The organism is Aliiroseovarius sp. S1339 (assembly GCF_023195695.1).
In the GTDB taxonomy this organism is placed as follows: Bacteria; Pseudomonadota; Alphaproteobacteria; order Rhodobacterales; family Rhodobacteraceae; genus Aliiroseovarius.
The window spans coordinates 88766-108602 of sequence record NZ_JALPQG010000001.1; the positions used below are offsets into that span (position 1 = coordinate 88766).

The 19837-nt window shown below is 59.9% G+C and carries 16 protein-coding genes; 6 read left to right on the plus strand and 10 right to left on the minus strand.

Annotation, left to right across the window (positions count from 1 at the left end; translation table 11 throughout):
* Positions 1–219 precede the first annotated feature (219 nt).
* On the plus strand, positions 220–1236 hold the full coding sequence (gene hemB / locus MUY35_RS00415) for a porphobilinogen synthase (protein ID WP_248362970.1): 1017 nt from the start codon (positions 220–222) through the stop codon (positions 1234–1236).
* A 205-nt stretch (positions 1237–1441) separates the two neighbouring features.
* Positions 1442–1951: a YSC84-related protein gene (locus MUY35_RS00420; protein WP_248362971.1), complete on the plus strand. Its 510-nt coding sequence runs from the start codon at positions 1442–1444 to the stop codon at positions 1949–1951.
* A gap of 75 nt (positions 1952–2026) precedes the next feature.
* On the opposite strand, the gene MUY35_RS00425 is transcribed toward MUY35_RS00420, so the two are convergent.
* On the minus strand, positions 2027–2899 hold the full coding sequence (locus MUY35_RS00425; RefSeq protein ID WP_248362972.1) for an NAD(P)-dependent oxidoreductase: 873 nt from the start codon (positions 2897–2899) through the stop codon (positions 2027–2029).
* A gap of 111 nt (positions 2900–3010) precedes the next feature.
* On the opposite strand from MUY35_RS00425, the gene MUY35_RS00430 reads away from it, so the two are divergent.
* Positions 3011–5479, plus strand: a complete 2469-nt coding sequence (locus MUY35_RS00430) for a penicillin acylase family protein (protein ID WP_248362973.1) — start codon at positions 3011–3013, stop codon at positions 5477–5479.
* Positions 5480–5484: 5 nt separating this feature from the next.
* Here the strand turns inward: MUY35_RS00430 and hflX are convergent, their stop codons facing one another.
* The 9 genes from hflX to dusB form a co-directional block, all read right to left on the minus strand.
* Complete coding sequence (gene hflX, locus MUY35_RS00435; protein WP_248363823.1) at positions 5485–6783, minus strand: GTPase HflX; 1299 nt, start codon at positions 6781–6783, stop codon at positions 5485–5487.
* Between the two features lie 8 nt (positions 6784–6791).
* Positions 6792–7028 carry an RNA chaperone Hfq gene (hfq, locus tag MUY35_RS00440; RefSeq protein WP_248362974.1) on the minus strand — a complete coding sequence of 79 codons (237 nt, stop codon included), beginning with the start codon at positions 7026–7028 and terminating at the stop codon, positions 6792–6794.
* A 201-nt stretch (positions 7029–7229) separates the two neighbouring features.
* Entirely contained in the window at positions 7230–8777 is a 1548-nt protein-coding gene (locus MUY35_RS00445; RefSeq protein WP_248362975.1) for a potassium transporter TrkG, read from the minus strand.
* Between the two features lie 27 nt (positions 8778–8804).
* Positions 8805–10181, minus strand: coding sequence for a Trk system potassium transporter TrkA (gene trkA / locus MUY35_RS00450; RefSeq protein WP_248362976.1), 1377 nt, complete (start codon positions 10179–10181; stop codon positions 8805–8807).
* Positions 10182–10290: 109 nt separating this feature from the next.
* Positions 10291–11724, minus strand: coding sequence for a sigma-54 dependent transcriptional regulator (locus MUY35_RS00455; protein WP_248362977.1), 1434 nt, complete (start codon positions 11722–11724; stop codon positions 10291–10293).
* A complete protein-coding gene (locus tag MUY35_RS00460; RefSeq protein ID WP_248363824.1) occupies positions 11721–13934 on the minus strand; it encodes a PAS domain-containing sensor histidine kinase in 2214 nt (737 codons plus the stop codon). Before MUY35_RS00460 ends, MUY35_RS00455 begins: the two co-directional genes overlap by 4 nt.
* Positions 13935–14075: 141 nt before the next feature.
* The gene (locus MUY35_RS00465) at positions 14076–15452 is read right to left on the minus strand and encodes a response regulator (protein WP_248362978.1); all 1377 of its coding nucleotides are present in this window, start codon (positions 15450–15452) and stop codon (positions 14076–14078) included.
* A gap of 2 nt (positions 15453–15454) precedes the next feature.
* A complete protein-coding gene (locus tag MUY35_RS00470; protein WP_248362979.1) occupies positions 15455–16537 on the minus strand; it encodes an ATP-binding protein in 1083 nt (360 codons plus the stop codon).
* On the minus strand, positions 16534–17514 hold the full coding sequence (gene dusB, locus MUY35_RS00475) for a tRNA dihydrouridine synthase DusB (protein WP_248362980.1): 981 nt from the start codon (positions 17512–17514) through the stop codon (positions 16534–16536). The genes MUY35_RS00470 and dusB overlap by 4 nt, the downstream gene beginning before the upstream one ends.
* A gap of 166 nt (positions 17515–17680) precedes the next feature.
* Between dusB and MUY35_RS00480 the strand changes: the two genes are divergently transcribed.
* From MUY35_RS00480 to MUY35_RS00490, 3 genes are read left to right on the plus strand one after another with little or no spacing between them, the layout of a single operon-like run.
* Entirely contained in the window at positions 17681–18826 is a 1146-nt protein-coding gene (locus MUY35_RS00480) for a bifunctional 2-C-methyl-D-erythritol 4-phosphate cytidylyltransferase/2-C-methyl-D-erythritol 2,4-cyclodiphosphate synthase (RefSeq protein WP_248362981.1), read from the plus strand.
* Positions 18827–18829: 3 nt separating this feature from the next.
* A complete protein-coding gene (locus tag MUY35_RS00485) occupies positions 18830–19330 on the plus strand; it encodes a phosphatidylglycerophosphatase A (protein WP_248362982.1) in 501 nt (166 codons plus the stop codon).
* A gap of 3 nt (positions 19331–19333) precedes the next feature.
* Positions 19334–19825 carry a CinA family protein gene (locus MUY35_RS00490; protein WP_248362983.1) on the plus strand — a complete coding sequence of 164 codons (492 nt, stop codon included), beginning with the start codon at positions 19334–19336 and terminating at the stop codon, positions 19823–19825.
* Positions 19826–19837 lie beyond the last annotated feature (12 nt).

Genomic DNA, 19837 nt, shown 5'->3' on the forward strand with positions numbered 1-19837 from the left:
GCCGTCACTTGAGCGGTCCGACTTGTCATCGGAACGATTGCCTGCTCGGGCCTATCTTAAACACGGGCAGACTAGCGGCGCCGTCGCCCTATTGCCAGCCCAGTTTTGCGCCAATTGGCGTCAGATTGCGCACTTGTGATGCGCGCGATCCCATGGCAGGAAGTTTCAAGCCAGAGCGGTCAGGCCCCATCACGCCTGCCCAAGCCAAAGGAGAGCCAGATGAGCCGCGTTCCACAGCCAAGCACGGTTGCCCCGTTTCCGATGACCCGTCTTCGCCGCACCCGATCCAGCGCAGCCCTGCGCGATCTGGTGCGTGAAAATGCGCTGACCGTGGACGATCTGATCTGGCCCGTTTTCGTGGTTGATGGCGATGATCATGAACAAGAAATCCCGTCAATGCCCGGTGTGACGCGCAAATCCATCGACCGTCTGGTCGCCTCCGCGCGCGAGGCCGCTGATCTGGGCATTCCCGCGATCTGCATCTTTCCCAGCAACGATCCCGCTTTAAAAACCGAGGCTTGTGAAGAGGCATGGAACCCCGACAACCTGTCAAACCGGGCCATTCGGGCCATCAAGGCGGCGGTACCTGAACTGGCCGTGATGACCGACATTGCGCTGGATCCCTATAATTCCAACGGTCATGACGGTATTGTTCAAGATGGCGAAATACTGAATGACGAAACGGTCGAAGCATTGGTGAAAATGGCATTGGCGCAAGCTGATGCGGGCGCTGACATTTTGGGACCGTCCGACATGATGGATGGTCGCATCGGCGCAATGCGCCACGCGCTTGAGGCCGCCGATTACCGCAATGTCACGATTATGAGCTATACCGCCAAATATGCCTCGGCCTTCTATGGCCCGTTCCGCGATGCGGTTGGAGCGTCGGGCGCGCTGAAGGGCGACAAGAAAACCTATCAGATGGACCCCGCCAACTCGGACGAGGCGATGCGGCTGGTCGAACGTGATCTGGCCGAAGGCGCGGATATGATCATGGTCAAGCCCGGCATGCCCTATCTGGATATATGTCGGCGGGTGAAGGACACGTTCGGCGTGCCCACCTTCGCCTATCAGGTATCGGGTGAATACGCGATGTTGATGGCGGCTGCGCAAAACGGCTGGTTGGACGGCGACAAGGTCATGGCCGAAAGCCTGATGGCGTTCAAACGCGCCGGGTGTGATGGCATCCTGACCTATTTTGCCCCGCGTATGGCGCGCTTGCTTCAAGGGTCGTAATCGCGCGTGCAGCTAGGCTGTTTTTCGCGCCTCATACGTAAAACGGGTGACAGCTTCGCCGCTTTCCGCTACATTTTGTGGTTAAGTGGACCAAGAACCACAAACGAGCACACAATCGCGCCGGCGGCGCTTTCAACGAGGCAAAATTATGCAAGAAGACAGGCTTTCCCGCAGGGGTTTTATCATTGCAGCAGGTGGCGCAAGTATGTCGCTTGCCGCTTGTGCAAACGGTGTTGGATCACGCGACGGCGACCGCATTGACGCGCGCGTCGACAGCACGCTGAACTACCTTTACAACCGCTATCCCGGCACAAAAGAATTGGCGGCAAAATCAACCGGTCAACTGGTGATGCCGCTGGTGACGGAAGCGGGCTTCGGACTGGGCGGCGCATACGGGCGCGGAGCCCTGCGCATTAACGATGCGACCGTGGATTATTATCTGCTGACGCAAGCCAGTGCGGGTCTGCAAATCGGCGCGCAGCAATACGCGCATGTTCTGTTTTTCATGACGGATCAGGCGTTGCAGGATTTCCGTCAGGCTGCCGGTTGGGTCGCTTCGGCTGATATCAAATATGCGTTCCAAACCGAAGGCGACCGCCTGTCAGCCGACACGATCACAGCATCGTCGCCAGTGGTTGCAGTGGTGTTTGGTCAGGCAGGGCTGATCGCAGGAGCCTCGATCGAAGGGGCGAAATACACGCGGATCATTCCCTGATCCACACAGGTTGGAATGGCCGAGAACGACGAGGGCGGCTTAGGGCCGCCCTTTTTTGTGCGTGATACCCACGACTTAGTCGACGTCCCTCAACCGTTTTATCAGGCTCGAGGTGTCCCAGCGACCGCCGCCCATCTTCTGCACATCCTTGTAAAACTGGTCGACCAGCGCGGTGACAGGCAGTGACGCGCCGTTTTCATCTGCGGTCGACAGGCAAATGCCAAGATCCTTGCGCATCCAGTCCACCGCAAAGCCATGTTCGAAATGATCATCCGCCATTGTTTCATGCCGATTGACCATCTGCCAGCTGCCAGCGGCACCGCCCTGGATCACATCCACCACCTCGCGGATATCTAGCCCGGCCTTCTCGGCGAAGTGCAGCCCTTCGGACAGGCCCTGAACCAGCCCCGCGATGCAAATCTGGTTGACCATCTTGGTCAGTTGGCCCGCGCCGCTGTCGCCCAGCCGCTTAACAGTGCGACCATAGGCTTGCATGATCGGCTCGGCGATATCAAAGGCAGCCGCATCGCCGCCACACATGATCGACAGAACACCGTTTTCGGCCCCCGCCTGCCCACCAGAGACCGGCGCGTCGATGAAAAACACACCTTTGTCTGACGCGGCCGTGTGCAATTCGCGCGTAACCGCCGCCGAGACTGTCGTGTGGTCTATAAAAATCCCGCCGTCCTGCATTCCGGCCAAAGCCCCATCATCGCCCATCACCACAGCGCGCAAATCGTCATCATTGCCAACGCAGGTCATCACGAAATCGGCGCCCTTTGCCGCGTCCTGCGGCGTCGCGGCCCAGTTGCCACCATGTTCATTGGCCCAGCTTTCAGCTTTCGCGGTCGTCCTGTTATAGACGGTGACATTGTGGCCCTTGCTGACAAGATGGCCCGCCATGGGATACCCCATGACTCCCAGCCCTAAAAATGCGCATTTTGCCATGACAGTTTCCTTCCGTTGAATTCCCTTTTGAAGCACAGTAGTTACCGCTGGAATACGCAAGGTCAACGGCGACGGCGGGAAGTTATTTTGAAGAACGTTGGATAAAGTGTGATGGGCAAGGTCGTTCTTTGGATGATCCGGATCGTGGCAGGACTGCTTGGGCTTGCGGGGTTGGTGATGGTGCTGGTTTATTATCTGGCCGCGCAATCCCTGCCCGACTATAGCGTCACGCGCCAGACCGCCGGCATCTCGGCCCCGGTCGAGATTGTGCGCAACAATGCCAACATCCCGCATATATTTGCCGAAAACGATGCCGATGTGTTTTTCGGGCTGGGTTATGCCCATGCGCAGGACCGGTTGTGGCAAATGATGGTGATGCGCCGCACGGCACAAGGTCGCCTGTCCGAGCTGTTCGGACGTCGTACATTGCAAGTGGACGAGCTGATGCGACGGCTTGACCTATACAGTCTGTCCAAGGCCGCCGTCGCAGTGCAGGACGATGACACCAAAGCCGCGCTGAAAGCCTACAGCTCCGGGGTCAACGCCTATCTGAGCCGTGTGAACTCGGACGCTCTGGGCCGTGGTGCACCCGAATTTTTCATGTTTTCCAATGATATTTCGCCGTGGCAACCCGCCGACAGCATCGCCATTCTGAAACTGATGGGCGTGCAACTTGCCGGTCATCTGGAAGACGAGCTTCTGCGCGCCCGCGTCACACTCGCCCTGCCAGAAGACCGGGTGAAGGACATTCTGCCCGATATTCCCGGCACCGGTGTGGCGGCCCTGCCCGACTATGCCGCCCTTCTGGGCGTGCCCGCGACGCAGTTCGCCAACCTACCCGCCAATCAAGATCGCCCTGATCTTTGGCCCACACCGCGTCGTGGCTTTGCAGGCGCGTCAAATGCTTGGGCAGCAGCGGCCAAACGTTCGGCTTCGGGCGGCACGCTGCTGGCCAATGATCCGCATCTTGGGTTCACCGCGCCAGCGATTTGGTATCTGGCACGGTTGGAGCTTTCGACAGGCGGAGTGATCGGCGGCACGATCCCCGGCATGCCCGCGATGCTGGTTGGGCGGTCGGATGAATTTGGCTGGGGTGTCACCTCGTCTTATCTGGACGACCAAGACCTGCATGTCGAACAGCTGAACCCGGACAATCCCGGAGAAGTCAAAACTCCCGACGGGTTCAAACGCCTGACCACGCGCGGCTCGATCGTGAAGATCAAAGACGAAGCGCCTGTGACCTTCAATCTGCAATGGTCCGAAAATGGGCCGATCCTGCCCGGTCATCTGTTTGACCTTGGGATCATCACCCCACAGGGCCACGCGATGTCCCTGAACTGGACGCTGTTGACGAAAGAAGACCGCTCGATGAGCGCGGCTGTCCGGTTGATGCGGTCAAAAACCGTGATGCAGGGCATTGCTGCCGGGACGGATTACGTCGCGCCCAGCCTGACCCTGACTATGGCGGATCGCGACAGCATTGCCATGAAGGTCATCGGTGCGATGCCGAAACGGGACGCGGCACATCAGACCCGCGGTCGTATTCCCAGCCCCGGCTGGGCGGCAGAAAACCGGTGGCAAGGGCAGCTGAGCTACAGCGCCAACCCCGAGTTTGTTCAGCCGACCGGCGGGATTGTCGGCAACACCAACAACAAGCTGGTCGACCGCCCCTTCCCCAATCATATGAGCTATAACTGGGGCGACAGCCAACGCGTGCAGCGCTGGAGCCGCTTGATGCAGGCGCGCGAAGTGCACACACGCGACAGTTTCATCGAAGCACAGCTGGACTCTGTGTCCGTCACCGCCCGCACGCTTTTGCCGCTGATTGGCGCTGACCTATGGTTCACCGGCGACGCCGCCCCTGAAGGCACGGTTGAACGTGAACGCCAGCGTGCGCTGACGTTGCTGGCCAACTGGAACGGAGAAATGAACGAACATATGCCCGAGCCGCTGATTTATTCGGCCTGGCTGCGCGCCCTTCAGACCCGCCTGATCCGTGACGAGCTTGGTCCGCTGGCAAATGAATTCCCTCATGTGGACCCGATCTTCATTGAACGTGTTTTTCGCGATATCCAAGGGGCGGGCGTCTGGTGTGACGTCATCCAATCGGCACCAGAGGAAACTTGCACCGACGTTGCCCGTGTTGCGCTGGATGACGCGCTTTTGTGGCTGCAGGAAAATGCTGGCGGCGCGCAGGAAAGCCTGCGTTGGGGGGATTATCACGAGGTGACGCACCAACACCCTGTGCTGGGCGATGTGCCGTTTCTGAAATGGTTCGTGAACATTCGCCAATCGACCTCGGGTGGGGACAACACCTTACAGCGCGGGCGTACAGCGGGAAAAGGCCAGAACCCCTATCGCAACGTGCACGGGGCCGGGTTTCGCGGCGTGTATGATTTCGCCGACCCCAACAGCTCTCTTTTCGTGATCTCGACCGGGCAGTCGGGCCATCCGCTGTCACGCCATTACGATGATCTGGGCGAGCTGTGGCGGCGCGGCGAATACACCCCGATGTCGCTTGACCCGGCTTTGGCGCGTGCGGCGTCCGTGGGCGTAACGCAGCTGTTGCCAAAGAATTAACGCGGTTAGAGCGCCGCGTAGTCCGCCGCCTGACGATCCGTCCAGGTCACAGTCACCTGCCAGCCGTCTTCGCCGGGCTCTTCGGCCTCTACAATGCCTTTGTCAAACAGCCACGCGCGTTTGCGGCCATCGGAGAACGCCAGCGACAGCGTTTCTGTTTTGCGTGGCGCATCAAGGATAGCGTCGATGGTTTGCACAAGATCGTCAAACCCTTCGCCGGTCAGGGCAGAGATTGCCAAGACCTGATCGTTGCGTTCAGCTTCGCGCCTGCGCGCTTCTTGTGCCTCATCATCCAGCAGGTCGATCTTGTTCCAGATCTCAAGTTGTGGTGTTTCTTCGCTGACGCCAAGTTGGGACATGATCAGCTCGACATCATGGGCCTGTTCATCGGAGCTCGCGTGGCTGATGTCCCGCACATGCAAGATCAGATCGGCCGCCAACACCTCTTCCAACGTGGCGCGGAAGGCGGCCACTAGCTGGGTTGGCAGGTCCGAGATGAAGCCCACCGTGTCCGACAAGATCACCTTGCGCCCACCGCCCTGCGCAGCCTGATTGCCAACCGACGGCAGTTCGATCTGACGCATGGTGGGGTCAAGCGTGGCAAACAGCATGTCTTTCGCCAGCACGTTCGCCCCGGTCATCCGATTGAACAGAGTGGATTTTCCCGCGTTCGTATAGCCAACAAGCGCCACAATTGGATATGGCACCTTGGCGCGGGCGGCGCGGTGCAATTCGCGGGTTTTGACGACCTTGGACAGTTGCTTGCGCAGACGGTTCAGATGGTCGTCAATCGCGCGCCGGTCAGCCTCGATCTGGGTTTCGCCGGGGCCACCGACAAAGCCAAGCCCGCCGCGCTGGCGTTCAAGGTGGGTCCACGCGCGGACCAATCGCGTGCGCTGATAGGTCAGCGCCGCCATTTCGACCTGCAACACGCCTTCACGCGTGCGTGCCCGATCCGAGAAAATCTCAAGGATCAGGCCTGTTCGATCCAATATCTTGACGTTCCATTCTTTCTCTAGATTGCGCTGCTGCACGGGGCTGACGGGACCGTCAATAAAGACAAGATCAACTTCGGCACTGTCCAGTTTCGCGCCAAGTTCCTGCAACTTGCCCTTGCCAAAAAGCTTGCCGGGATGGGGCGTAGGAAGGCGCACGACGTCAGCGCCCACCACCTCAAGATGTGGCAAGGCGGATGCAAGGGAAACAGCTTCCTCAAGCGCGGGCGCGGGATCACGCCGCCCCCTGTCAGATGTCAGTTCGGGGTGGAAAACCCAAGCCCGGGTGGGCTGTTCTTCCCTGTCAATGAGGTCGTTCAGCTTTCTTCGCCATCATAAAGGTTGATCGGCTGGCCCGGCATAATGGTCGAAATCGCGTGCTTATAAACAAGCTGTGACTGCCCATCACGGCGCAGAAGGACGCAGAAATTATCGAACCACGAAATAACGCCCTGCAGCTTCACGCCATTGATCAGAAAGATCGTCACGGGGACTTTTGCTTTTCGAACATGATTCAGAAACGCATCCTGTAGGTTCTGTTTGTCGGCAGCCATCGCTTTTTTCCTTTGTTGTCTCGTGCTGCCGGAGCCCCGACAGAATATTACTGACCGACACTATGGCGTGGAGACTTAACCTTTTCCAGTCCCTTTTTGCATCATGGTATCAAGGCGATGGCCCCGGACCGCTGGGAAGAGCCGCATCGCAGCATCACGCGCGGCGCGTGCGTAATGTGTGTATTTTGCAGCGGGCGGGTGTTAACGCCGCCAGCTTTCAGGGTTCAGCAGCGCCACAATGGCCAGCATTTCCAGTCTGCCAAGGATCATGGCACCTGCCAGCACCGCTTTGGCGGGATCGCTGAGCGCACTATATGAAATCGGCTCGGACGCCGCGATTTGGGCGATTGGGCCCGTGGTGGTCAGGGCCGCGATGGTCAAGGTCATCGAGCTTTCGAAATCCTGCCCCATCAACGCAAACAGCCCCATGACCAGTGCGACTGACATCGACATGAGCATAAAGAACACCCATGCCATATAGGCCCCCCGGCCCCGCATATGCCGCGCCTCAATGCCCGACCCGCCGACCGAGGACGGGTGGACGAGCTTCTCCATCTCGCGCAGCCCGTGCACATAAAGCGCGTAGACCCGCATCAGTTTCGCGCCCCCGGCGGTTGTGGCAACGCCCCCGCCGACCAACGCAAGACCCATCAGGATCAGGCCCGGTGTCTGAAGGCCGGACCAGTTGCGACTGACCTCCCATGCGGCACTTTCAAAACCGGTGGTGGTCAGGAACGATAGCACAGTGAAAAAGCTTCCCCAAAGCGAGGTGATGCCAGCGATCCAATTCAGTTCTTCGTCGACGTCATAAGCACCCAGCCAATGGCGCAGGAACAAAAACAACGGCAGCACGATGACGATCACCAGCGCCATGCGGATTTCCGGGTCATCTGCCAGCCTGCGTCGTCGTTCGCTGCCCTGCATGTCCGAGGAAAAGGTCACGCGCGATATCGCAAAGAAAAAGAAGAAGACCATCACGATTTCGCCCACATATCCGGACTGCCCCCCACTTGGCCCCCCGACCGGAGAAATGCCGCTGGTCGCAATGGTCGACATCGCGTGGCACAGCGCGACGAAGGCACCGTCACCTGCCAGGATCAACCCCAACCACAGGGCCAGCGTTAGCCCAGTGTAGACCGGCAACAGACGCACCCCATAGGTCCGAATACGTTCCGAGAAATCGGCAACGCGCGTGATTTGGCTGACCCCCGCCCCGAACCGTGTGTCGCGCGAGGCGGCAGCCCCGCGCGCCCCGAACCGGGCCCGCACTTCGAACCCGCCCAGTGACATCGGAGCCAGAATGGCAATCGCACCGACCCAGATGAACAGCCCGCCCATCCAACCAACCAAGGCACGCCACAGATGCACCGAACGGGCGATCCGACCCGCATCGTCAAACAACGTCGCGCCAGTGGTGGTCAGGGCCGACACCATCTCGACATAGGAATTCAGGAAAGTCGTCGTGCGCACCGCCTGATGGAACGGCACCGCCAACATCAGGGGCAGCAACACGAACAAGCCCAGAAGCGCCAACAAGTGGCGTCGGTGTCGGGTGGAGCGTGGTCGATTTGCCATGGCGATCGCCAGAAACGAGGTCAGAAACCCAAAGAGCAGCGCCCCATACAGAAAGACCCGTGCCTCGTAAAACTCGCCAATCATCCAGCCAAAGCCCGCGGGCATCAACATCGCTAGCGCGCTGATCCCCATCAAGATCACAAGCAGCGGCAGTTTGGCGATTTGGGCAAGCATGGCGTTGGCCTTATGCGGGCTGCGGGATCAGAAGAAGTCGATGGTGACTTGAAGCAGGCGTTCGACCTCGGGCACGTCTGCGGACATCGAGAACAGCGTGACCACGTCACCTTCATCAATCCGTGTGCCGCCTGTTGGCCTCACCACCTTGTCACCTTTCAGGATCGCGCCAACCAACACGCCTTCGGGGAAGTCAATGTCGCGCACCGCCTTGCCTGCAATCGGCGAGGTCGACAATACCTGCGCCTCGATCACCTCGGCCTCGGCGTCGCCCAGCGAATAGACCTCGCGCACCTTGCCGTGGCGGATGTGGCGCAGGATTGAGCTAACGGTTTGCGTGCGCGGGTTGATATAAGCGTCGATTTTCAGAGGTCCCATGAGGTTGACCAGCGAGGGATCATTGATCAGGCAGATCGACATCGCGCAGCCCGCCGCCTTGGCCCTGACCGAGGCCAGCAGGTTCACCTTGTCATCATCGGTCACCGACAGAATGGCATCGGCACGTGGCACGCCCGCCTCGTTCATAAGCTCGATATTCATGCCGTCGCCATTCAAAACAACCGTGCGTTCCAACGCATCGGCCGCGTGTTCGGCAACCGTGCGGTTTAACTCGACGACTTTGGCGCGCACGCGGTCGGTCCGTTTTTCCAGTTCACGCGCGACGGCCAGTCCGACATTGCCACCCCCAAGGATGACAACACGTTCCTGCCGCTTGACCGATTTGCCGAACACCTCAAGCGTGCGGTTCACATCTTCGGTGCGGGTGAACACATAGATTTGGTCACCACCAAAAAGTTGGTCGCCGGGTTCCGGCGCAAACAAGGATCCCTCACGGCGGATGCCGACAACCACGGCGGTGAGCGTCGAAAACAGATCTGTCAACTGGCGCAATGGCGTGTTCACCACCGGGCAGTCTTCGGCAATCTGGATGCCCAGAAGCTGCACACGCGCGTCCATGAAGCTTTCAATGTCGAAAGCTGAAGGCGCTTGCAGCCGTTTCAGAACCGCTTGGGCGACCTCGCGTTCCGGGCTGATCACCACATCAATCGGAAGGTGGTCACGCCGATACAGATCGGCATAAATCGCGTCCAGATAGCTTTGCGCCCGCAGGCGCGCAATCTTGCGTGGGATCGAAAAAACAGAATGCGCCACCTGACAGGTGACCATGTTCACCTCGTCCGAATGCGTGGCGGCGATAATCATGTCGGCGTCGCGTGCGCCTGCGCGGTCCAGAACGTCAGGATAGGACGCATGTCCCGACACACCCTGCACATCAAGCGTATCGGTCGCGCGCGCCACAAGCTCGGCGTTGTTGTCCACCACGGTCACGTCATTCTTTTCACTGGAAAGGTGACGCGCGATTTGCCAGCCTACCTGGCCGGCACCGCAAATGATGACTTTCATCCGGTTCTCCCTGATGTCACGTCAAAATCCATGGCAGATGGTCCGGTTATGGTCAATGCCTGCGGATCAATGCCAATGTCGCCGTGTCGCACAGAGCGGGCCCGAGCGATTACGCCTCGGCCTCAATTTCCGCCTCATCGTCTTCGCCCGCCACATAGGCCACGCGCGCGCCAGCTTTCGACCCAGTGACAACACCAAGGGATTTCAGTTTGCGGTGGAGGGCCGAACGCTCCATGCCCACAAAATTCGCGGTGCGAGAGATGTTGCCGCCAAAGCGGTTGATCTGGGTCAGAAGGTATTCCCGCTCGAACGCCTCGCGCGCTTCGCGCAGGGGCATCATGGCCAGCGCGCCGGATACAACCACGCCCTGATCACCGCCATCCTCGCCCCCGCCGTCCTGCCCGGGAAGGTCCGTGGCCTGAATGGCACCCGTCCCTTCGCCCAAAATAAGCACGCGTTCAATCATGTTCTTTAGTTGCCGCACGTTGCCCGGCCATTGCATTGTTTGAAGCATCGCCTCGGCGTCCTCCGCCAAGGCGCGCAATGGAAGCCCCTGATCGCGGTTGAACACTTCAAGGAAATAACGCGACAGCTCGGGTATATCCTCGCGCCGTTCGCCCAAGGGAGGCACGGCAATCGGCACCACATTCAGGCGGTGATACAGTTCTTCCCGGAACCGCCCGCCTTCGATTTCGACCTGCAAATCACGATTGGTAGATGAAATGACACGTAAATCGACCGACACTTTATCGTTGCCGCCGACGCGCTGGAACCTTTGGTCAACCAGCACACGAAGAATTTTGGATTGCGTGCCAAGCGGCATGTCTGCCACTTCGTCAAAATACAGCACGCCGCCATTGGCCTCCTCCAAAAGGCCGGGTTCTACGCCTCGTTCGGCACTTTCTCGGCCAAACAGAACCTCTTCCATACGGTCCGCCTCGATCGAGGCAGAGTTGACCACGACAAATGGCGCTGAGGCCCGATCAGAATTGGCATGAACATAGCGCGCCGCCATTTCTTTGCCTGCGCCCGCCGCGCCGCTTAAAAGCACACGTCCGTTTGACTTGGTAACTTTATCAAGATTTGATTTCAATGACTTGAAAGCCGCACTTGATCCAATCATCTCGGTCGGATGCAAGTCGCGACGCCTGAGTTCAGTGTTTTCGCGACGCAGGCGGCTTGTTTCCATCGCGCGCCCAATCACCACCATCAACTGGTCAATGTTGAACGGCTTTTCGATGAAATCATAGGCACCCTGCTTGATCGCCGCGACCGCGATTTCAATGTTGCCATGCCCCGAGATGATCACCACGGGCACTTCGGGATGTTCGCGTTTGACCATCTTCAGGATGTCGATGCCGTCCATCGCTGAATCTTTCAGCCAAATGTCCAGGATCATCAGCGAGGGCAGTTCTGCCTTCACCTCGGCCACCGCCTCGTCTGACGTGCCCGCCAGCCGCGTTGAAAAGCCCTCATCTTCCAAGATATCCGAAATCAGTTCGCGGATGTCTCGTTCGTCGTCGACAATCAGAATATCACTCATTTTGCCCCCCGTGTTGACTGCTCTGTCTGCCCATCATCCGCGGGCAGAAAAATACGTGCCATTGCGCCGACATGGGCGCTGTCCTCGTTAAAGACGGGCGCGTCTTCAAGGATCAAACGCCCGCCATGCTCTTCGATAATCTTCTTCACAATCGGAAGCCCCAGACCCGTGCCTTTTTCGCGCGTGGTTACATAGGGCTCAAACAGCCTTGCCCGATCTTCGGGCAGGCCGATGCCATTGTCCGCGATGGTGATTTCGATGCCGCCAGTAACGCGCGACATCACCACCCGAATTTCCGGTGCGTGGCCTTCCGGCGCATCTTTTTCCTGCAATGTTTCAATAGCTTCACCTGCATTCTTAATTAGGTTTGTCAGCGCCTGACCAATCATCGTCGAGTCAATCTCGACATCAATTGGACCATCCAGCAGCTCTGCGCCGATGGTCACGCCCTCTTGCCCGGCCTGTTGCAACACAACCGCATCACGCACCAGTTTCACAATATCGGTCGCGCGCCGCTCCGGTTCCGGCATACGGGCAAATTTTGAGAATTCGTCAACGATACGGCGCAGATCGTTGGTCTGGCGCACGATTACGTCGGTGTATTGTTCCAGCGCTTCCACATCAATGCCTTCAACACGGCTGAACTTGCGCTTGATGCGTTCGGCGGACAATTGGATCGGGGTCAGCGGGTTCTTGATTTCATGCGCAATACGGCGCGCCACGTCGCCCCAAGCCGCCATGCGTTGGGCGGATACAAGGTCCGTTACATCGTCAAACGCGACCACATAGCCTTCCAGCCCGCCGTCATCATTGCGCCGGGTCGCGATGCGCACCAGCAGGTTTTCCTGCTTGCCGCCACGGGTCAGGCGCAGTTCGGTTTGGGCGGTTTCGCGACCACCAAGGGCGACCTCGTCCAGCAAAGGCTGGAATTCGGGAACGACAAGCGACAACTCGTGCGCCTGCACGGTTTCGTCGCTGACGTCCAAAACATCTTCAGCGGCACGGTTGACGAACGTCACCTGTCCTTCGGCATTCAGGCCGATCACGCCGCCGGTTACCGACCCCAGCACGCTGTCAAACAACCGCCGACGGCGTTCAATCTGTTCGGTGTTATCCAACAAACGCTCGCGCTGGCCTTTCAATTGGGTCGTCATCTGGTTGAAGTATCGACCCAGCATGGCAATCTCGTCATCGCCTTCTTCTTCGATCACGCGCACATCCAGATCACCGCCACCGACCCGTTGCGCGGCCCCGGCCAACCGCCCGATGGGGCGCGCCAGACGTTCGGCAAATGACATCCCCATCCAGATTGCCGCGAGAATCAGGATCATCGCAAAGCCTAGATAAATCAGGCCAAACTGGAACAGGCGCTGGCCGCGCTGGGATTCCAACTGGTTATAGACTCGCGCGGCTTCTTGCGTTTCATCGACAAGGTCAAGGATTTGCCCGTTCACGTCGCGCGTGAGTTGGATCAGGTGGTCGGGGAAATTATCAAGCTTGATCAGAACCCGGAACTCGTTGTTCTGCCAGTCCTCAATCACCACGGTTTCACCGGCCAGTGCGCGGTCAAGGTCCGCCTGCGCAGGCTGTTCATAGTCAAACAGGTACGAGCCACCGCCACGCACGCGAATGATCCCATGGGAGTCGATGACATAGGCCTCTCGCAACCCACGTTGAATCCTTGACTGCCCTTGTGTCAGCAGCGAGCCCAACTCGGCATCTGTCAAAAGCAATTGGGATTGGCGCTGGCGTTCTAAAAACAGCGCAATGGCCTCTCCGTCCTGCAACAGACCATCGCGGCTTTCCTGTTTATAGGCCTGAGCTGCGGACAGCGAATTGCCAACCACGGTGCGGATGCGATCGGAAAACCAGCCTTCCAGCCCCATATTCAGGGTCAGCATTGCGAAAATGGCGACCAAGATCGTGGGGCTTAGGGCGATAACGGCAAACACCATGGTCAGGCGCAGGTGAAGCCGCGACCCGGCGCTTTCCTGACGGCGCGCCACGATCATCCGGCTGACGCCAGCCAGAACAAGCCCGGCCACCATGATGACATAGATCGCATCTGCCAGAAGGATCAGCCGCAGCGTATTGCTGTCAGCGCGTTGGGTGAATGGGCCGAGGGCCAGGAACGTGACGATTGCCAGCACAGGTCCGAGAACGACCATACCGAAGGCCCCAAGTGACCTGAACCGGCGCCACCGGCGCATGGACAGATACTGGTCCAACCTTGACTTACGCACCGCGCGTCGCGCCACTGTGCTCGCCCCTACTACTCATGGCCGCGTTGCCGCGGCGACCGCCTGTGTGGCCCCGGGTCTTGTGCCCGATTGCCACGCTCTGTTGCCCTTTTACATCAACTTACGGCGGCGTGTCACCTCGATTTCGAGCTCGGTGATCTTTTTACGCAAGGTATTGCGGTTGATTCCCAATAAATCAGCACATTTAGCTTGATTGCCCCCGGTCGCATCCAACGCAATTTCGAGCAAAGGAAGCTCAACTTCCCGCAAAATCCGCTGATACAGGCCCGTTGGGGGCAATGTCCCGCCGTGCAAATCGAAGTAACGTTGCAGGTGACGCGCCACCGAATCTGCCAGCCGCTCATCGTTCAGATCGGCGGCCACGAACGAGGTGGACACCGGCCCGCCAAGCGCCAGTTCCACCTCTGCATTCGAAATTTCTTCCTCGGCACTGGTCACCACCAGTCGGTTCACGAGGTTTTCAAGCTGACGCACGTTGCCCGGCCACGGAAATGCCCGCAAGGTTTGTGCCGCTTCGCCCGCAAATCGGCGTTCCGGTAAGCCATCCCGCGCGGCACGGGTAAGAAAGTGGTCTGACAGAGCTGGAATATCCTCAAGCCGCTCACGCAGGCTGGGAACCGGGATCACCACACCTGCAAGGCGATAGTACAGATCCTCGCGAAATTCGCCCTGCGCTGCCGCTTTCGCCAAATCCCCTTGCGAGATGGCCAGAACCCGCGGGCCGCCCTGCCCCAAACTGTCCAGCAGCCGCGACAGTCGCGCCTGTGCATCCGCGTCCAGATCGCCCACGCCATCAAACAAGATCGTGCCACCACGCGCGCGCTGCACAACTTCGCTGACCCCATCTGACGGGGCAAGATCATCCGGCGTAGCAATGACATACGGTGCCTCACGCCGATCCGAAAAATCGTGCAACGCTTGGGCAATCAACGACTTTCCCGTTCCGCTTTCACCGGTGATCAATACGGGCAAATCGACATTCAGAACCCGCGCGACCAGTCGGTAAAGCTCTTGCATCGCAGGCGTGCGCCCAACAAGCGGCAGATCTGTGGCGGTGTTCGGGGCCTGACTTGAATCACCTGCAGCATCGGGCGTGCGCAGGCGTCTACGGTCTAACGCCTGTGCTGTGCGTTTCATCAGGTCAGGCAGATCGAAAGGTTTGGGCAGATAGTCGAACGCCTCGGCTTCAGCGGCCTGAATGGCAGTCATGATGGTGTTTTGCGCCGAGATGACAATCACCGGCAGATTCGGGCGCAGCTTTGCGATCCGCGGTAAGGCCTCTAGCCCGTTTCCGTCCGGCATCACTACGTCCGAGATCACCGCATCCCCGCGCCCATCCTCAACCCAGCGCATCAGGGTCGCCATTGACCCGGTCGCATGCACCCGACACCCCGCGCGGGTCAGCGCCTGCGTCAAAACCGTGCGGATCGTGCGGTCATCATCTGCAACAAGGACAGTTCCATCCATGGTCAGTCTCCTTTGCGGTGAGGGGCCGGGGCGATCGGCAATGAAATGCGAAACGCGGTGCGCCCCGGACGGCTGTCAACTGCGATCAGCGCGTCATGGTCCGACAGGATCTTGGACACCAGTGCCAAGCCCAGCCCGGTGCCGTTTTCACGCCCCGACACGAACGGGTCAAACACCTGATCGGCGATATCGGCAGGCAACCCCGGCCCGTTGTCGATGATCTCGACCTGAAGGGGCAAACTGGCCAAGCCGCCATCAGGCAGGTGCAGCTTCAACCCGGTCTCGTAAAACGTGTGAAGTTCAATTTTTCCCGCACCAGAGCAGGCTTGTGCGGCGTTCTTCAACAGGTTCAGGAACACCTGTTGCAATTGATCGCCATCCACCCAGACATCGGGCAAGGACGGATCATATCGTTCCAGAATGTCCATCCCCGGCGCAAACCCGACCTGAGCGGTGGCGCGTGCGCGGTCCAGTATGTCGTGAATATTCACGGCGGTGCGGGCCGGGGGGCGAAGGTCTCCGAATTGCTCGACCTGATCCAGCAACGCGACCACCCGGCGGCTTTCCGCGACGATCAAGTCTGTCATCTCTTGATCCTCTGCCGACAGGGTCATCGACAGAAGCTGCGCGGCACCGGTGATCCCGGCCAGCGGGTTCTTGATCTCGTGCGCCAGCATCTCGGCCATGCCGATGGCCTGACGGGCCGCCGCTTTCGACCCCTGCACAAGGCCAAGATGTTCGGCACCATGGCGTGGTTGAAACAAGATCACCACGTGATCATCGCGCCCGTCCGTGGTGGCCAGAGGGGCTATTTGCAAGTTGACTTCGCGCACCATGCCAGAGGGAAGCGTCAACTTGGCCCCGTCCACATAATATGGCCCCTTCGAGTTGCGCACCCGGTCCTGCGCGCCCTCGATATCTATTGAAAGGGTCAGCTTCGTTGACAGCTTCGCCCCGCGAAAACTGCGCTCCGAGCTGTTCAAAAACGCCTCGCCCGCGCCGTTCAGGCGGACCACCAGCCCTGCCCCGTCCAACTCGATCGCCGGGACGGGCAGCGCCGCCCATAGTGATGCGTCGCTGATCATGCCGCCCGCCGCTCTGTCATGATGGCATCGGGCAACATGGCGCATACCTCTGTAGGGTTTCGGTTGGACAGCACACGGCGGCGCAGCTCCGCGTCGGTGCCCGCCTGATCCATATACCAGCCCAGATGCTTTCGTATGACGCGCGCGCCAAGCTCAGGTCCGTAAAACTCAAGACTGGCGCGGTAGTGGTCTTCGACAAGTCGCGCCAGTGCCGCGCCTTGCGGGATCATGGGTGCGCCTGTGCCATAGATATCATGCGCGACCTGTGCCAGAAGCCACGGCTGCCCGCCTGCCCCACGCCCGATCATCACGCCATCTGCGCCGCTGTCTGCCAGCGCTTGCCGGGCGGTCTGCGCGTCTACGATGTCGCCATTGGCAATGACCGGGATCGAGACGGCGTCCTTGACCGGACGGATCGCCGCCCAATTGGCGCGGCCTTTGTAGAACTGACAGCGGGTGCGGCCGTGGATGGTGATCATCTGAATGCCCGCCGCTTCGGCGCGCTTGGCAAGCTCGGCAGCGTTCAGGCTGTCATCGTCCCATCCCAGCCGGGTTTTCAGCGTGACCGGGAGCGACACTGCGGCCACGATTGCCTCGACCAGCTTCAGCGCATGATCCAGATCGCGCATCAGGGCTGATCCAGACATGCCGCCCACGACCTTACGGGCGGGGCAGCCCATGTTGATGTCGATGACCCTCGCGCCGTTCTGTTCGACCATCCGCGCAGCCTCGCCCGCCCAATAGACATCGCGCGCGGCCAGTTGCACGGCGGTGTTTGCGTGGCCAAAGCCAAGCTCGGCCCGTTCGCGCACACCCGGTTTGGCCTGCACCATTTCCTGGCTGGCAACCATTTCCGACACCACAAGTCCCGCGCCGAAGCTGCTGACAATGTTGCGAAACGGAAGATCCGTGATCCCGGCCATTGGGGCCAGAATAACCGGAGGGTCGAGCGTTACATCTTTGACGCGGACTGACATGCCTAATCCTTGTGCAGTGGGTTCAACCTGCCCGATACCCCTGCGAAATATCAACTTTCAGCGCGATGTGCGAGCCGTCATTTCACAAACCGCCCATTTTTTGTGCAGTTTTTCGCACCCAAACCGCCCCATTGTCCTTCATTTCAGCACGGCCTAAACAAGAGCCATGGATATCGCAGCGATCATCGTTGCCGCAGGGCGCGGCACCCGTGCGGGCGGGCAGCGCCCCAAACAGTGGCAAACCGTGGCCGGGGCATCGGTCGCAGCCCACAGCGTGGCCGCATTCCGCGATCACCCGCGTGTCACGCGTTGCGTGTTGGTCATCCACCCAGAGGATCACGGTGACGCGCAGCAGATCGACGGCATCCAAACCGTGATCGGGGGCGCCACCCGCGACGCAAGTGTGCGGGCTGGACTGGAGGCGTTGCAAGCCAACCCGCCCGATCTTGTGTTGATCCACGATGTGGCCCGGCCCTTGGTCTCTGCCAAAGTGATCGACGCGGTGATTGACGCTTTGTCATCCGCGCAAGGGGCCGCGCCTGCGATCCCCGTAACCGACGCGTTGTGGCGCGGTGATGAAGGGGTGGTAACAGGCACGCAATCGCGTGACGGGCTTTATCGGGCGCAGACCCCGCAAGGTTTCCACTATGCCCCTATCCTTGCCGCTCACCGTGCGCATAACGGCGGCGCGGCGGATGACGTTGAGGTTGCGCGCAAGGCCGGGCTGGACGTTGCCATCACGATGGGCGATGAGGCGAATATAAAGATCACCACGCCGGACGATTTCGCGCGCGCAGACCGGTTGATCCGCGACAGAGCAAAGGAACAGGCCATGGATATTCGTGTGGGCAACGGGTTTGACGTGCATGCGTTTGAAGATGGCGACCACGTCATCCTGTGCGGCGTGCGCATCCCGCATGGTCGCAAGCTGAAGGGTCATTCCGACGCCGATGTAGGGATGCATGCCCTGACCGATGCGATCTATGGCGCGCTGGCGGAAGGCGACATTGGCCAGCACTTCCCACCCTCGGACCCGCAGTGGAAAGGGGCTGAGAGCGATATTTTCCTGCGCCATGCGGTCGATCTGGCCAAGTCGCGCGGCTATCGGTTGTCGAACGTGGACGTGACGCTGATCTGCGAACAGCCCAAGATCGGGCCTCATGCGGTCGCCATGCGCGAGGCTTTGGCGGGTATCATGGGCATGGATGTGGACCGGGTGTCGGTGAAAGCCACGACCTCCGAACGGTTGGGTTTCACCGGGCGGTCCGAAGGCATTGCCTCGCTGGCCTCGGCCACTTTGATCAAGGACTGAGCCATGCAGAAATCGACCGCCAAGCTGATCGCGACTTTCTTCTATGCGGGGCTTTTGAAGCCCGCCCCCGGCACATGGGGCACGCTGGCCGCCCTGCCCGTCGCGTGGCTGCTGCACATGATCGGCGGGCCGATTGCCCTGACCGGCGCGACCATCGTCGCCTATTATGTCGGCCTGAAAGCGACCGAGGCGTATACGGCAGGTTCCGACAATCACGACCCCGGCGAGGTGGTAATTGACGAGGTCGTCGGCATGTGGATCACCCTGTTTCCCGTGTCCTTCGGGGCCAAGATGATGGGCGCGGATATACTCGCGCTCTATCCCGGGTGGGTCATCGGCTTTCTGGCCTTCCGGTTCTTCGACATCACCAAGCTTGGTCCCATCGGCAAAGCCGACCGGCGCGGGGATGCGACGGGGGTCATGATGGATGATGTCTATGCTGGCGTAGCAGCGGCGATCACGGTGATCGTTGCGGCCTACGGTGTTCATGCGTTTATGATGTGACCTATGCCCGACACGTTAGAAATCGCTGATCTTCTCGACCTGTGCCGCAGCAAGGGCCTCAAAATCGCCGCGGCAGAAAGCTGCACGGGCGGCATGGTGGGCGCTTGGCTGACGGACGTGGCGGGCAGCTCGGACGTCTTTGACCGGGGCTTCATCACCTATTCCAACGCCGCCAAACGCGACATGTTAGGGGTCAGCCCAGCCACGCTTGACGCGCACGGGGCTGTATCGGAACAGGTCGCGCGCGAAATGGCGCTGGGCGCGCTGTCCAGATCGCAGGCCGACCTTGCTGTGTCGATCACCGGCATCGCTGGCCCCGGCGGGTCCGAGCACAAGCCCGAGGGGCGCGTGTGCTTCGGCTTGGCGACGCGAGACGCCTGCGAGACCGAGACCGTCGAATTCGGCGCGCTGGGCCGGGCCAAGGTCCGCCACGCCGCAGCCGCGCACGCGGTTAAACTTCTGGCGCGAGCTGCCCTGTCCTTAGGCAAAGCCTGAAACGTAGATCCG